Source organism: Clostridium sp. FS41, from assembly GCF_000954015.1.
In the GTDB taxonomy this organism is placed as follows: domain Bacteria; phylum Bacillota; class Clostridia; order Lachnospirales; family Lachnospiraceae; genus Enterocloster; species Enterocloster citroniae.
Genome location: NZ_JYHN01000062.1, coordinates 243,799 through 258,695, shown reverse-complemented (window position 1 = coordinate 258,695; position 14,897 = coordinate 243,799). Strand labels below are relative to the sequence as shown.

Here is a 14,897-nt window from a genome sequence, read left to right as displayed (position 1 = left end):
GGATTGTGGGAATAAATGATGAGACACGCCCCGGGAGAGTACAATGAGGACTTGTAACATGAGGATATTTCCAAGGAATATAAAAAGGGTGCTGAAAAGCTCCCTTTTTGGCTTAATTCTGGCAGCGGCCATGACCGTACAGGCTTTTGGGGCCGCAGGGGAAACGGCTCAGGACATGGGCCGGGACACGGCCAAGGACACGGCCCGGGAAGCGGACCGGGAAGCGCCCCAGGATACGCTGCCGGAGGAGGGGCTTACAGCCTCCCCCATTACCATGGATGTGGTGTACGGGTATAAGAACATTGCTAAGAGCGGACGTTTCCTGCCCCTTAGGGTGGACCTTAAAAATACTGCGGACCGGGCATTTACGGGAACCCTGTGTGTACTGGCCATGGAAAGCGATCTTCAGGGATACAGTATGGATCTGGACTATGATGTATACCGGTATGAGTATCCGATGGAGATACCTGCCTCGGGCAGCGTCACGGAGATGCTCAGCGTCTCCCTGGGGGCCAGGGTGGATCAGATGTATGTCCGCCTGCTGGATGAGAGCGGGAACCAGGTGGGGCAGAAACGGCTGAAGCTGAACCTGAACATGGATACGGCGGAGCTTTTTATCGGTGTTCTCAGCGATGATCCTGAAAAGCTTCTGTATCTCAATGGGGTGGGGATCAATTACAGTACCCTGCGCACCAGGTCCATTGAAATGACTGCCGCCACCCTGCCTTCCAGCGAACTGGGGCTGGACCAGCTGGACGTGCTTCTTATATCTGACTTTGATACAGGCAGGCTTTCCGGCCAGCAGATCCAGGCCGTATGGGACTGGGTGCAGAAGGGGGGCGTACTGCTCATAGGAACAGGGGCCAGGGGAAGTGAGACTCTTAGGGCCTTTGCAGGCGATATACTGGAGGAGCCGGTGCCGCAGCCCGACCAGTATGTGATCAATATGGGGGTGGAGTATGCGGTGGATGGGCCGGAAGGCGCTTCCATTCCCCTCACTTGTACGGATGTGCTGTTAAAGGGCGGCAGCGAGGTGCTTTCCAGCGATGAACTGTCCGTGCTCTCCTCCGTTTCTGCGGGAAAGGGGATCGTTGCCGTATCCATGTATGACTTCGCGGATATCGGGGAGTTTTGCCAGCAGAATATCTCCTATATAGACAATCTCTTTGCCACCCTGCTGGGAGAGAGCCGGATCAACAGCCTGAGCAGCGCCATGGACGGGGGCAACTATAACCAGTACTGGTCTGTACAGTCCCTGATCAATACAGGAAACCTTACCAAACTTCCAAAGGTGGGGCTGTATGTGACCCTGGCAGTGGCCTATGTGGTCCTGGCCGGGCCGGGCCTCTACTTTTTCATGAAACACCGGGGAATGCTGCGCTATTACATGCCTTCCGTGGGGATCCTCTCCCTGTGCTGTACGGGAATGGTCCTTCTCATGGGAATGACCACCAGGTTCACGGGCCCGTTTTTCACCTATGCCTCCATTCAGGACGCGGACAGTGAGGGCGTGTCGGAGACCACCTTTATCAATATGAGGGCGCCTTATAATAAGCCGTATTTTGTCAATCTGAACCAGGATTACACCCTTTATCCCCTTACGGGAAATGTCTACTACAACATGACGCCTGTCCCCAAGTTCACAGGGGAGGAGCCGCCCGCCATCACCATCCATTACGGCAAGGACGGGACCAGCATCAAAGCCGATAATGTAGGGGCGTTCAACTCCAAATTCTTTATGATGGAAAAGCACACCTCCAATCAGGAGGGAGTGGGGTTCACAGGGGATATCAACTGCTTTGACGGCAAGGTGACAGGTACCCTTACTAATAATTACAGCAAGGAAGTGGAAAATGTAGCCATCCTCCTGTACAACCAGATGATGTATGTGGGCCATATGGATCCGGGTGAGACCCTGGACCTGGATGATATGAAGATGGTATATGGGGCCACCAATTTCGGTTATGCCATGGCGGAGCAGATCACCGGGGCTTCCAGGTATAAAGAGGATAAGGATATTGGGGATGCCGCCTATGTGGGGGCGCTGGAAAGGACCAACCTGCTCTCCTTCTATATGAGCAACTATCTGTCCGGATATCATTCCGAGGCCAGGGTGGTGGCGTTCAGCAAGGATAAGGACGAGACTGGATTTTTAAAATCATCAGGGTATGAGACATATGGTTCCACCCTGCTCACCTCATCCATTGATGTGAATTATGAGAAGGATGGGATGATCTACCAGTCCGCCATGCAGAAGCAGCCCAATGTGCTGTCCGGAGAATACTACGCGCAGAATAATACCATGTATGGAATGTCGCCTGTTATGCTGGAATACTATCTGGGGAATAATATAGAGGTGGAAAAACTGAACTTCTATCATCTCAGTGATGAGGTTGCCAAGAGCATGCGGTATTATTACACGGTGCCCTTCAGCGGAAACATGTATTTCTATAATTACAACACGGGAAGCTATGATTCCTTTGATACCAATGTCACAGAATATGTCAGGGAGGATCTGGAGCCCTATTTATCACCAGGCAATACGCTGACTGTAAAATATGTATATGACGCGACCGGTGACTATACCTGGAATATCATGCTGCCCGTGCTGACCGTTACAGGGAGGAGTAAATAATGCTGGAGATCAAAGGATTACATAAGATATACGGTAAGTACCATGCCCTAAGCGGCCTGGACATGAATGTATCCTCAGGTGCCCTGTACGGATTTGTGGGGCCCAATGGTGCCGGAAAGACCACTACCATTAAGATCATGGCAGGCCTGCTCACGGCAGATGAGGGCAAGATCACCATAGACGGGATCAATGCCTTAAGGGACCTTAAGGACCTGAAGGCCAGGATCGGATATGTGCCGGATTTTTTCGGGGTCTACGACAACCTTACAGTGTCGGAATACATGGAATTTTTTGCCTCCTGCCACCACCTGGACGGGCTTGTGGCCAGAAAACGGTATACGGCCCTGCTGGAGCAGGTGGGCCTGGAGGATAAGCTGGATTTTTATGTGGACGGTCTTTCGCGGGGCATGAAGCAGAGGCTGTGCCTGGCAAGGGCCCTGATCCACGATCCGTCCATACTGATACTGGACGAGCCTACCTCGGGTCTGGACCCAAGGACCAGGTTTGAATTCAAGGAAATATTAAAGGAGCTGCAGGAGTCCGGCAAGACCATTGTCATCAGCTCCCACGTGCTGTCGGAATTGTCGGAGCTGTGTACGGATATTGGGATCATAGACCAGGGCAGGATGGTGCTGGAGGGGAACATTGACGATATCCTTTCCAGGGTCAACACATCCAACCCGCTGGTGATAACGGTTTTCAGCAACCTGGAAAAGGCCCTGTCCATTCTCAAGAGCCATCCCTGCGTACAGACCATTTCCCTCCGGGAACAGGATATCTGTGTGCGCTTTAGCGGGGATGCCCAGGATGAGGCCCTGCTGCTCCAGCAGCTCATTGACAGTGATGTGCTGGTCAATGGGTTTACCAGGGAAAAGGGCAGCCTGGAGTCAGTGTTCATGCAGCTGACAGAACATGAAGAAGAAAAGGTGGTGGTGTCATATGATGCGGAATCCGGTTTTTAGCCGTGAGATGAAGGTGAATTCCAGAAGCGTGAGGCTTCCTGTGATCATCCTTTTGTTTAACGGTATCCTGTCCCTGGTAACACTTCTTAATATGTATTCTGCCGTGGCCCAGGTCAGGACAACGGCTGCCATTCAGTACAGCAGCTTTATGGATATGTATGAGTTTGTGACCACCATTGAATTTATACTGCTGATGTTCATTGTGCCGGCCGTGACCGCCTCCAGTATCAGCGGGGAGCGGGAACGCCAGACCCTGGAGCTGATGCTGACCACCCAGATGACTGCGTTCCAGGTGGTGATAGGAAAACTGATGAGTGCACTCAGCACCCTTCTGCTCCTGATCGTATCCAGCTTCCCGGCAGTGGCCATGGTGTTTGTGTACGGGGGCATCACCTGGGGAGATGCGGTTTCCCTGCTTTTGTGCTACATCACAGTGGCCTTTTTTGCAGGCAGCGTGGGGCTGTGTTTCTCAGCGCTGTTTAAGCGCTCCACCATATCCACGGTGGTAACCTACGGGGTACTGGTAGCCGTGGTGGCCGGGACTTACTTTATCAACAAATTCACCCTGTCCCTTTCCTCCATGAATATCAATAACTCCGTGGCGGCATACGGATTTGGGGAAAACGCGGTAAAGGCCACTTCCGGCGGAGCATTTTATCTTTTGCTTCTGAACCCGGCGGCCACCTTTTTGGCCATTCTCAACGGCCAGGTGGGGGGAAGCGCGCCGCTGACCAAAATAAGAAGCTATTTTGGCATGACGACCACAAATTTTATAACGGACAATTGGATTATGGTGAGTATCCTGATCCAGCTGGCGCTGGCGATCCTGATGATCTATATAGCGGTCAGGTGCGTAGAGCCTGTAAAGCGCAGGCGTAAGAATGGCAAGAAAGGGGTAAATCATGGGAATTATTAAAGCAGTTACATCCGCAATAGGGGGAGTTCTGGCAGACCAATGGCTGGAGGCCGTGGAACCTGATGATATGGGAGACAAGACCGTCTTTGTGCGCGGGGTACAGGTGCGCAGGGGAAAGGGATCCAACACAAAGGGATCCTCCGACCTTGTGTCCAACGGATCCGTGATCCACGTGTATCCGAACCAGTTTATGATGCTGGTGGACGGAGGCAAGGTGGTGGACTATACTGCGGAGGAGGGTTACTACACCATTGACCACTCATCCGCGCCCTCCATGTTTAACGGCCAGTTTGGGGAGGCATTAAAGGAATCCTTTAACAGGATCCGGTTTGGCGGCATAACACCCGGGGCTCAGAAGGTTTATTATATCAATCTCCAGGAGATCAAGGGGATCAAGTTCGGCACCCGCAATCCGATCAATTATTTTGACAACTTCTACAATGCGGAGCTGTTTTTGCGGGCTCATGGGACTTATTCCATCAAGGTGACGGACCCGCTTAAGTTTTACGCTGAGGTGATCCCCAAGAATGCGGACAAGGTGGAGATCGATTCCGTGAATGAGCAGTATCTGTCCGAGTTCCTGGAGGCATTCCAAACATCGGTAAACCAGATGTCCGCGGACGGCACCAGAATTTCCTTTGTGACCTCCAAGAGCAGGGAGCTGGGACGGTATATGGCGGACACCCTGGATGAGGAGTGGAACAAGCTCAGGGGCATGGAGATTCAGGCCGTGGGTATTGCCAGCATCACCTATGATGAGGAGTCCCAGAACCTGATCAACTTAAGGAACAAGGGCGCCATGATGGGGGACCCGGGCATCCGCGAGGGATATGTGCAGAGCACCATTGCTGAGGGACTAAAGAACGCGGGAGGCAATTCCGCAGGTTCCCTGGCAGGCTTCATGGGCATGGGATTTGGCATGCAGACCGGAGGCGGCTTTATGGGAGCTGCATCCAACACCAATATGCAGCAGATGCAGATGAACCAGGCCGGGCAGATGCAGGGAAATGGCGGCGGCCAGTCCATGGGAAACCAGGGAGCGGGAGCCCAGGCCATGGGAACTCCGGCCATGGGAACTCCGGCCATGGGAACTCCGGCCGCGGGAGCACAGCCCATGGGAAGCACGGCTTCAGGCGCTCACAGTGGGCCGGACAGCTGGTACTGCACCAACTGCGGCACTGCCAATACAGGCAAATTCTGCGGCGAGTGCGGAAGTCCAAGACCGGCGGGGGGATGGACCTGCAGCTGCGGCACCACCAATACGGGCAAGTTCTGCAGTGAATGCGGGAAGCCAAGACCATAGGCTGATCCGGCTGCATCACATATCATGCTTACAGGAGATAACAGATGGGAGTTATAACATATAAATGCCCAAACTGCGATGGAGGTCTGGTCTTCGACCCTTCGTCCCAGAAATACCACTGCGAATTTTGTCTCTCCAACTTTACCCAGGAGGAGTTGGATCAGGAATACAGCCAGGGGCCGGATCACGGCCGGGAGCCGGAGTACAGCCAGGATCAGGAACACAGCCAGAATCAGGAACACAGCCAGGCCGTGCTGTATAATTGTCCCAGCTGCGGGGCGCAGATCGTGACGGATGAGACCACGGCGGCCACATTCTGCTATTACTGCCACAATCCCGTGGTACTGTCAGGGCGGCTGTCCGGGGAATTCGCCCCTGATCATGTGATCCCCTTTCAGATCGACAGAGACAAGGCGAAGGAGATATTTGCCCAGTGGATCAAGAAGAAAAAGTATGTCGTGGATGAATTTTATTCCAGTAAACAGGTGGAGAGCATGACAGGGGTATATTTCCCCTACTGGCTCTACGGCTGCAAGGTGGACGGCGTGCTGGACGCCCAGGGGAAAAAGCTGAGGACGTGGGATACCGGCAATATGCGTTACACGGAGACCCAAGTCTATGACATCCAGCGCCAGGGGACCATGGATGTGGATAATGTGGCCAGAAACGGACTGAGAAAGGCAAACAGGCAGCTTATAGACGGGGTGCTGCCCTTTCGGATGGAGGAAAAGAAGCCGTTTTCCATGGGATATCTGTCAGGCTTTATGGCAGAGAACAGGGATATGGAAAAGGACCAGTTTGTCACGGATGTGAAGACCGAGGTCAAGACATTTGCCCTTCAAAGCCTCCAGTCCCAGGCAGGTTCTTATAATTCCCTGCAGATCCGGCGAAAGGATGCCCAATTCAGGGAAGAAGAATGGAGTTATGCCCTGCTTCCGGTGTGGACTCTGACCTATAATGACAAGGCAAGAGGCAAGATCTATTACTTTGCCCTCAATGGCCAGACCGGCAAAGTCTGCGGTCAGCTGCCTGTGGACAACAGGAAGCTGGCTAGACTGTTCCTGTCCATTTTCCTGCCGCTGTGCATTCTGTTTCTGATAGGAGGGTATCTGCTGTGATAATGGGATATAATAGGAAAATGCGTCTGGCCGCTCTTGTGACAGTGTTCATGGTATTCTGGACTTTTGTCTGCGGTATGACGGCCTTTGGAGCGCAGTCTGAGAGCGGCAGCGCTGCAGAGCAGCGGGTCTTTGACATGGCCGGACTTTTATCAGATGAGGAAAAGGACAAGGTGGAGGAATCCATTGCCTCCAGCCGTAAAAAGACCGGTATGGATGTGGTGGCCGTGACTGCGTTTCATGACGGAAAACGTTCGGCCATGGAGTATGCGGATGATTTCTATGACCAGAACGGGTATGGGACAGGCAGCAAGAAAAGCGGCGTCCTGGTCCTGCTCTACATGGACGCGCCGGGCCAGCGGGGCGGGGAGAGCTGGATATCCACCAGCGGTAATATGATCCGTATCCTTACGGACAGCCGCATTGAAGCCATTCAGGATGATATGGCCGAGTATCTCAGATATATGGATTACAGCGGCGCCTTCATGCGGTTTGCTGAGGACATTGAATATTATGTGGACCAGGGGATCCAGCGGGGCCAGTACAATTATGATACGGAAACAGGAGAGATCAGTGTGTACAAAAGCATACGGTGGTATGAAGCTGCGTTTGCCCTCATTGTACCGGCCATGATCGCAGGCAGTGTATGCCTGGGGGTAAAGGGACGTTACTCCATGAAACAGTCGCAGAGGGACCGCTCCAATGCCCTGCTGGCATACCGCGCTGATACAAGATTCATGTTCAGTAATTGTAATGACTTGCTGTTAAATAAATTTGTGACCAGTGTGCCGATTCCAAGGAACACCGGGGGATCAGGCGGTTCGGGAGGCGGGCACAGCTCATCAGGCCGCAGCTCCACCCATACCTCCAGCGGCGGCCACAGCCATGGCGGAGGAGGCCGTAGATTCTGATTCTACATGGAATTGGGTATGTCTGGGAATATAAATCAGGTTTTATGCACATTTTAAGGGTATGTGCGATATAATAGAGTATAGATATGATTCAGATATATCTTCTCTGGCTTATGCAATGGCCTGATCGTTGTGTCGCGCATCCAGCTGGTGCTTTATAATAGATTACAGGGCAACCTGGGCGGTGATAACGCAGTGAAAGCGTTGTTGCCGTTTACATAGCCAGCTATCTTTGATACAGAGGAAGTTATGAAAATGAATTACACGTATATCCTAACCTGTGCGGACGGAACCCTGTACTGCGGCTGGACCAATAATCTGGACAAGCGTCTGAAAGCCCATAACTCAGGCAGGGGAGCCAAGTATACCAGGCCCAGAAGACCGGTGGTGCTTTCCTATTATGAGGCATTTGAGACAAAGGCAGAAGCCATGAAACGGGAATACGCCATCAAACATCTGACCAGAAAGCAGAAGGAGATGCTGATGCGCAGGGACGGCGGCTTAGGGCAGGGTATGGGAGGCTGATATTGGAGCGATCCTGCCATCATACATAAAACAGATATATAGCCACATATAAAGTTACAAATAAAGTTATATATAAAAACATCTGCCCCGGAGCATATTGATCCAGTTCCGGGACAGATGTTTTTTGTTATTATCATTCAGTTATTTTACATTTCAGGCGCCATTCAGGCTGCATTACAATGCCTCTAGGCCACAAAACGGTACATCATCACATAATGGCAGATACTCCCTCCCATGACAAACAGGTGGAAGATCTCATGGGAGCCAAAGTTTTTATGCCTGGAGTTGAAGATGGGCAGCTTCAGTGCGTAGATAATGCCGCCTACGGTATAGATGATGCCTCCGGCCAGCATCCACATAAACCCGGCTTTGGGCATGGAGCTGAGGATCTTTGTAATGGCAAGCACGCACACCCAGCCCATGGCAATGTATATGAGGGAAGAAAACCACTTGGGACAGGTGATCCACAGCGCGTTTATAAGGATCCCGGCAGCGGCGATTCCCCAGACCAGGGTCAGGAGAGACCAGCCGGTCTTGTCACCCAGGACGATCATACAAACCGGGGTATAAGTTCCGGCAATGAGGATAAAGATCATCATATGGTCAATCTTCCTCAGCATCTGGTTGATCTTAGGGGAAATGTCCAGGGTGTGGTAGATGGTGCTGGCCGCATACAGCCCTATCATACTCAGTATGAAGATGGTCAGTGCGCTTACGTGGAGATAGCCGGAGTCACGGGCGGCCTTTAAAAGCAGGGGCATGGCCGCTATGATGGCCATTACCATGGCGATAAAGTGTGTCAGGGCACTGCCCGGATCTTTCACCTTTGTAAGATTTCGTTTCAGTTTTGCTGTCATATATACCAGCCTCCTTCTATTAAAAAACTGACAATAATTTACTGTTACTTTGATATGTAGTTTCGATTACTACATCTGTTTGTATTATATACTATACACCTATCCTTAAAATTATGCAACACTTTTTGAAAAAACCTTAGATTCAAATGTGTATCTCTGTTACAGTCCAGACGGCGCAGCTTCCTGAACGGAAAAGACGGTAAAGAAGCTGCGGATGTCCATCCGATGTGAAAACTGGTGCAGAATCAGTCTTATAAGCCAGCTTAGCGCCCGCCTCTGCACCAATTTTCCCGCCGTCTGAACTGTTACATATATCTTCTTAGACCTTTAATAAGAAATATGAAAGCAAAGAAATAAAACAGTAACTTTTGTTAATGATTTAGTAAGTTTCGTTAATTGTGGAGAACTGCTATAAAAACTATAATATGAGTACGAAGCGTAAATAGACTCTGGAGAGGGAGGGAACGTTATGTATTTGAGAAAACACGTGGCAATAGGAATCAGTCTGATCATGGCGATGGCCAGTATCAGCGGGTGCGGCGGCGCCAAGGGGGGAAACGGGGCGCCTCAGAACAAGGAGACGCAGGGAAAAGAGACCCAGGATAAAGGGGCTCAGGATAAGGGGGGCCAGGACAAGGCGGCCCAGGGTAAAGATGATCAGGCGGGGACGTCCGCAGCCCAGGCGCAGTCGGGGGAAAGCAAGGTGATCACCGTATTCCACTACATGGGGCAGTCCGTAAAGCAGGATTCCCTGGTTAAGCTGGAGGAGGCGTACATGGAGGCGCATCCTGAAATTACCTTTGAAAACGTATTCTACAACCAGGGCACGGATTATTTTCCGCAGCTGTCAACCGCTCTGGCTTCCGGGGAACAGCCTGACATTATCATGGGAAATCCGGCCATGTACCCGGACCTCATTGAAAACGGTTATGCAATGGACCTGTCGGATAATGAGGTCATCAGGAATATGGGGCTTGACCAGTATGATCTAAACGATGTGTCCGCAGACGGAAAAGTATATGCTGTTCCCATTGACTTTAAGACATCAGGTATCTTTTATAACAAAAAGATATTTGAGGAGCAGGGAATAGAAGTGCCGAAGACAAGGACCCAGTTTAAGGAAGTGATACAAAAGCTTCATGATGCAGGGATCGATCCCTTTATCGATGTGTACGGGGAAGGCTCCACCGGCGATCTGGAAACACGTTCCACCATATGGCCCAGGGCAATTGCAGCAGGGGATCTGGATATCTTTGATCAATGGATGAGCGGGAAGGCAGGGGTAGCGGATTATCCGTATGTGGAGGAGGCGCTGTCTGTGTGGGACGACAGGATGCTGTATCCGCGCACGGACGCCATGGCCAATAACCAGGACAAGGCCCTGGAATTATTCATAGCAGGGGAAGGCGCCATGATCTTTACAGGCAACTGGAATATCGGCGAGATCGAAGCCAGGGGAAAGGACCAGGGATTTGAGTTTGATTTCTTTGTACCGCCCATTGATGATACGGAAAACTCAGGAAAGATGGGAGTGCTGGTGGACCAGTGCTTTATGGTGAATCCTAACGCCGATGCCCTGGATGAGTCTTTGGGATTTCTGGAGTATTGGGTTACGGACGGCGCTTTAACCTGGTCTGAGGGCACACTGATGCCGCTGATCACAGGCGAAAGCTCCGACAAGCTCCTGCCCGTTGTCCAGACCATTGCCGAGGTGAAAAAATCAGGCAATTACGTATCTCAGGGCGCATTTACCAAACCTATGAACACTGAGTTTACCAATGCCTGGAGAAAAGCGCTTATAAGCTATGCGGAAAGTGTGGTCACAGGAAAGCCCATGACCCATGAAGAGTGCATTGCAAATATCCAGTCCATGTTTGACGATATCATTGCCACAAATTAAAAAGGTAAAAGGAGCAGAATCATATGACGAAAAGAGAACGGGTCAGGGCCGCGTTCCATGGTCTGGAGACAGACCATGTGCCGGTCTGCTTCTGGAAGCATGTACCCCAGGAGTTATGGCAGGAAGACAAATTTATTGAGGCACAGGTTGACTTTTACAAAAAGACGGATGTGGATTTTGTAAAGCTGTCAGCGGACGGGTATTTCGGCTGGCCGGCCCCGGCGCTTGGAAAACTGGAACAGGCAAAAGACCTGTATCAAATGAAAGCCTTTGGGCCGGATCATCCGTTTATCAGGGAGCAGATCCACCGCACCAAAAAAATCGTTTCAACCCTTAAGGATGAATGTTGCTGCCTGTATCTGATATTCTGCCCCCTTTCCTATCTGAGGCTGGAGATCGGTTATCCCAGGATGATGGAACTGATCAGGGAGGATCCGGAAGCGGTAAAACATGCCTGCCGCGTGATTGCAGGGGATGTAAAGCTCCTGGTCAGGGGGATCATAGAGGAAGCCGGATGTGATGGGATCTTTTACAGTGTACAGAATGGGGAAGTAAACCGTTTTACATATGAGGAGTACAGGGAATGGGTAACGCCCAGCGACAAGGAAGTCCTGGATTATGCCAATACCCTCAGCGACATGAATGCCCTGCACTGCTGCGCATGGGAGGAGATCAATAACAGGCTGGAAGACTGGTCTGACTATGACTCGGCGGTGGTGAGCTGGTCACGTTATATTGACGGCCTGGGCGTCAGCCAGGCAAAGGATACATTTAAACGCACGGTGTGGGGCGGGTTTGACAACCGCCTGGGAAGCCTTTTGTACAGCGGCACAAAGGAAGAGATCCAGGCGGAGACAAAAGCCCTTATAGAGGAAGGGGGAAAACGGGGGTTCATTATAGGGCCGGACTGCAGCATCCATGACGAACTGCCCCTTGAGAGGATCCGGTGGGTGGTGGAGACAGCAAGGTCTGTTTAGCAGAGTGGCTCTGCTGGAAGGAGAGATTTTATGTACGTAGCAAATGAATACCAGGCAGACAAGGAAAGATATGAACATATGGAATACGGCCGCTGCGGAAAAAGCGGCCTGAAGCTTCCGTGCGTTTCCCTGGGCCTGTGGCATAACTTTGGAAGCAAGGATAATTATGATACCATGAAGGCCATGTGCTTTACCGCGTTTGACCATGGTGTCACCCACTTTGATCTGGCAAATAACTATGGCCCTGTATATGGCAGCGCGGAAGAGAACTTCGGGCGGATCATGGAGAACTGCCTTAAGCCCTACAGGGAAGAACTGCTGATCAGCACAAAAGCAGGCTATGATATGTGGCCCGGGCCATATGGGGATGGAGGAAGCCGCAAATACCTGATCTCAAGCCTGGACGCATCTCTTAAAAGGATGAAACTGGATTATGTGGATATTTTCTATCACCACCGCATGGATCCTGATACCCCGGTGGAGGAGACCGTCCTGGCCCTGGAGCAGATTGTAAGAAGCGGCAAGGCACTTTACGCAGGAATCTCCAACTATGACGGGGAGCATGCCCGGGAGGCAATGAGGATTGCCCGGGAAGTCCGCCTCCCCCTTGTGATCAATCAGAACAGCTATAGTATTTTTAACAGGACCATTGAAGAAAACGGACTAAAGGAATATGCGGCCCGGGACGGTATGGGGATCATTGCATTCAGCCCTCTGGCCCAGGGAATGCTGACGGAAAAGTATATAAACGGTATTCCTGCGGACAGCCGCATTGCAAGGGACGGAAGGTTCCTCCACGCGTCCGATCTCACAACGGAGCGGGTGGAACAGATACGCAGACTGGATGCAATAGCCAGGGAGAGGGGGCAGACATTGGCTCAGATGGCGTTATCCTGGGTATTAAAGGACGGGGTCGTGACCAGTGTCCTGATCGGGGCATCCAGGCCGGAACAGATCATTGAAAATCTGGGGATTGTCGGCAATACCCATTTTTCCCAGGCAGAGCTGGATGAAATAGACAGGATCAGCAAATAAAGCGGCAGAAGGGAGCTGTTCAGATGAAACCACCTAAGATATCCATGAAGCAGGCCAGGATACATGGTACAAACCTGTTATTCCTGCTTCCTGCATTTGCCCTGTTTGCATTTGTTGTGATATTGCCTTTCCTACAGGGGATCCCCTATTCCTTTACCAACTGGAAGAGCGTCATCAGCACAAACTATGACTACGTGGGATTCAGCAATTACATTACTTTGATCAGGAACAGGTATTTTCAGCAGGCATTTTTACATACCTTCCAGTTTACTGCGATCTATGTGACTGGCGCCAATGTCCTGGGGCTTGGCCTGGCTCTGCTGCTGAACAGATCCAAATGGTACACAAATATTGCAAGGACCGTGGTATTCATCCCCTTTACAGTGGCCCTCACAAGCGGCGCCATTGTATGGAGCTATGTGTATACGGATATCATTTCCCCGCTGTTTAACATTGTAAGCCCTCTTGGAGTCTCCAGCCAGGTCATTCCGGCAATGGCAGTGATCGCCATATGGAGGGATATGGGATACTGTATGATGATCTACATTGCCGCCCTGCAGTCCATTCCCGATGATTACTACGATGCGGCCAAGGTGGACGGGGCCAACTGGTGGCAGAGGGTAAAGGGGATCACATTTCCCCTGATCGTCCCGGCCATCATATCCAATGTGACCCTTCTGGTGGCATGGGGGCTGAAATGTTTTGATTATCCCATGGCGGTTGCAAGAAACATGGAAGCGGCCCAGACAGCGGCCATGTATGTGTATGACAATATCTTCGGATTCAATAAAGCAGGACTGGGGCAGGCTGCTGCGATCATCATAACCGTGGTGCTGGTGATCCTGACATATGCCATAACGGCTGTCTGCAACAGGCTGGAGGTGGAGGAATGACAGGCATGATTGACAGAAGATACCGGCAGAAGATCCTAACCTGTATTAAGATCATCACGATCTTCCTGGTAATGACAGCAGTGATCGCGCCGTTTTACGTCAGCGTCATATACGCGTTAAAGGACAGCTCTGATATATCCGTAAACCGCCTGGCCTGGCCGCAGCATCCCACCATTAACAACTTTGTAAAGGTGATCACGGAAAATGAGCAGTTTATCACCGGGTATAAGAACAGCATCCTTACCACCATACCAGCGGTCCTGATCCTGATGACGGCAACCTCTATGGCAGCTTATGTCCTGGCAAGGTTTAACGGCAGGTTTTACAGAAGCGTTTACATGATATTTGTGTCCGGGATCCTGATCCCTATCCAGTGTATCATGCTGCCGCTGTACCTTAACTTCTTCCGCCTGGGACTTACCAATTCCAACCTTGGTTTTGTCATTGCCAGGACAGGGCTTCAGATACCCATCAGCATATTGGTAGTGACCGGGTTTGTAAAAACAGTGCCCCTTGATCTGGAGGAAGCGGCCAGGATAGACGGATGCAACCGTTTTACCATGTTCTGGAAGATCGTTTTTCCGCTTATGAAGCCGGTGAACGCAACACAGCTTGTACTGAATACCTTGTTTATATGGAATGATTACACCACTGCGGTCATTCTTCTGCGCAAGGTGGAATCCAGGACGCTTCTCCTGGCCCAGATGGCATATTTTAACGAATACACATCAGAACTTAACCTGGCATTTGCCTTTTTTATCCTGGCAATGCTGCCTATCCTGATCCTTTACTTCTGTATGCAGAAGTATGTGGTCAGTGGTATAATGATGGGAGCGGTCAAGGGGTAGGCGGGTACAGACAGGCA

General features: G+C 51.2%; 13 protein-coding genes. 12 read left to right on the top strand and 1 reads right to left on the bottom strand.

The genetic code is table 11. The features are described from left to right. The first annotated feature begins 58 nt into the window (after positions 1–58). The 7 genes from CLFS41_RS17775 (at position 59) to CLFS41_RS17745 (ending at position 8,370) form a co-directional block, all read left to right on the top strand. On the top strand, positions 59–2,635 hold the full coding sequence (locus CLFS41_RS17775; RefSeq protein ID WP_045093027.1) for a DUF4350 domain-containing protein: 2,577 nt from the start codon (positions 59–61) through the stop codon (positions 2,633–2,635). Then, positions 2,635–3,597 (top strand): ABC transporter ATP-binding protein, encoded by a 963-nt coding sequence (locus CLFS41_RS17770; protein ID WP_007861904.1) that lies wholly within the window; start codon positions 2,635–2,637, stop codon positions 3,595–3,597. The genes CLFS41_RS17775 and CLFS41_RS17770 overlap by 1 nt, the downstream gene beginning before the upstream one ends. After that, complete coding sequence (locus CLFS41_RS17765) at positions 3,575–4,513, top strand: ABC transporter permease subunit (RefSeq protein ID WP_007861902.1); 939 nt, start codon at positions 3,575–3,577, stop codon at positions 4,511–4,513. Before CLFS41_RS17770 ends, CLFS41_RS17765 begins: the two co-directional genes overlap by 23 nt. Then, positions 4,500–5,816, top strand: a complete 1,317-nt coding sequence (locus CLFS41_RS17760) for an SPFH domain-containing protein (protein ID WP_045093026.1) — start codon at positions 4,500–4,502, stop codon at positions 5,814–5,816. The genes CLFS41_RS17765 and CLFS41_RS17760 overlap by 14 nt, the downstream gene beginning before the upstream one ends. Positions 5,817–5,860: 44 nt before the next feature. Beyond that, positions 5,861–6,934, top strand: coding sequence for a hypothetical protein (locus CLFS41_RS17755; protein WP_045093025.1), 1,074 nt, complete (start codon positions 5,861–5,863; stop codon positions 6,932–6,934). A gap of 2 nt (positions 6,935–6,936) precedes the next feature. Then, positions 6,937–7,845, top strand: a complete 909-nt coding sequence (locus CLFS41_RS17750) for a TPM domain-containing protein (protein ID WP_082082624.1) — start codon at positions 6,937–6,939, stop codon at positions 7,843–7,845. 255 nt (positions 7,846–8,100) lie between these two features. Continuing rightward, the gene (locus CLFS41_RS17745) at positions 8,101–8,370 is read left to right on the top strand and encodes a GIY-YIG nuclease family protein (RefSeq protein ID WP_040416006.1); all 270 of its coding nucleotides are present in this window, start codon (positions 8,101–8,103) and stop codon (positions 8,368–8,370) included. A gap of 185 nt (positions 8,371–8,555) precedes the next feature. Here the strand turns inward: CLFS41_RS17745 and CLFS41_RS17740 are convergent, their stop codons facing one another. Beyond that, on the bottom strand, positions 8,556–9,227 hold the full coding sequence (locus CLFS41_RS17740; protein ID WP_007861896.1) for a hemolysin III family protein: 672 nt from the start codon (positions 9,225–9,227) through the stop codon (positions 8,556–8,558). A 469-nt stretch (positions 9,228–9,696) separates the two neighbouring features. On the opposite strand from CLFS41_RS17740, the gene CLFS41_RS17735 reads away from it, so the two are divergent. From CLFS41_RS17735 to CLFS41_RS17715, 5 genes are read left to right on the top strand one after another with little or no spacing between them, the layout of a single operon-like run. Beyond that, positions 9,697–11,127, top strand: a complete 1,431-nt coding sequence (locus CLFS41_RS17735) for an extracellular solute-binding protein (RefSeq protein ID WP_007861894.1) — start codon at positions 9,697–9,699, stop codon at positions 11,125–11,127. Between the two features lie 23 nt (positions 11,128–11,150). Next, entirely contained in the window at positions 11,151–12,104 is a 954-nt protein-coding gene (locus tag CLFS41_RS17730) for a uroporphyrinogen decarboxylase family protein (protein WP_045093024.1), read from the top strand. Positions 12,105–12,134: 30 nt separating this feature from the next. After that, entirely contained in the window at positions 12,135–13,139 is a 1,005-nt protein-coding gene (locus tag CLFS41_RS17725; RefSeq protein WP_045093023.1) for an aldo/keto reductase, read from the top strand. A 23-nt stretch (positions 13,140–13,162) separates the two neighbouring features. Then, a complete protein-coding gene (locus tag CLFS41_RS17720) occupies positions 13,163–14,032 on the top strand; it encodes a sugar ABC transporter permease (protein WP_045093022.1) in 870 nt (289 codons plus the stop codon). Then, positions 14,029–14,880, top strand: coding sequence for a carbohydrate ABC transporter permease (locus tag CLFS41_RS17715; RefSeq protein WP_007861888.1), 852 nt, complete (start codon positions 14,029–14,031; stop codon positions 14,878–14,880). Before CLFS41_RS17720 ends, CLFS41_RS17715 begins: the two co-directional genes overlap by 4 nt. Positions 14,881–14,897 lie beyond the last annotated feature (17 nt).

Bases quoted from the DNA above. Each gene is read 5' to 3' on its own strand.
- CLFS41_RS17760 (WP_045093026.1), top strand. From the start codon at position 4,500: ATGGGAATTATTAAAGCAGTTACATCCGCAATAGGGGGAGTTCTGGCA.
- CLFS41_RS17715 (WP_007861888.1), top strand. From the start codon at position 14,029: ATGACAGGCATGATTGACAGAAGATACCGGCAGAAGATCCTAACCTGT.
- CLFS41_RS17775 (WP_045093027.1), top strand. From the start codon at position 59: ATGAGGATATTTCCAAGGAATATAAAAAGGGTGCTGAAAAGCTCCCTT.
- CLFS41_RS17750 (WP_082082624.1), top strand. From the start codon at position 6,937: ATGGGATATAATAGGAAAATGCGTCTGGCCGCTCTTGTGACAGTGTTC.
- CLFS41_RS17755 (WP_045093025.1), top strand. From the start codon at position 5,861: ATGGGAGTTATAACATATAAATGCCCAAACTGCGATGGAGGTCTGGTC.
- CLFS41_RS17730 (WP_045093024.1), top strand. From the start codon at position 11,151: ATGACGAAAAGAGAACGGGTCAGGGCCGCGTTCCATGGTCTGGAGACA.
- CLFS41_RS17725 (WP_045093023.1), top strand. From the start codon at position 12,135: ATGTACGTAGCAAATGAATACCAGGCAGACAAGGAAAGATATGAACAT.
- CLFS41_RS17745 (WP_040416006.1), top strand. From the start codon at position 8,101: ATGAATTACACGTATATCCTAACCTGTGCGGACGGAACCCTGTACTGC.
- CLFS41_RS17720 (WP_045093022.1), top strand. From the start codon at position 13,163: ATGAAACCACCTAAGATATCCATGAAGCAGGCCAGGATACATGGTACA.
- CLFS41_RS17740 (WP_007861896.1), bottom strand. From the start codon at position 9,227: ATGACAGCAAAACTGAAACGAAATCTTACAAAGGTGAAAGATCCGGGC.
- CLFS41_RS17765 (WP_007861902.1), top strand. From the start codon at position 3,575: ATGATGCGGAATCCGGTTTTTAGCCGTGAGATGAAGGTGAATTCCAGA.
- CLFS41_RS17770 (WP_007861904.1), top strand. From the start codon at position 2,635: ATGCTGGAGATCAAAGGATTACATAAGATATACGGTAAGTACCATGCC.
- CLFS41_RS17735 (WP_007861894.1), top strand. From the start codon at position 9,697: ATGTATTTGAGAAAACACGTGGCAATAGGAATCAGTCTGATCATGGCG.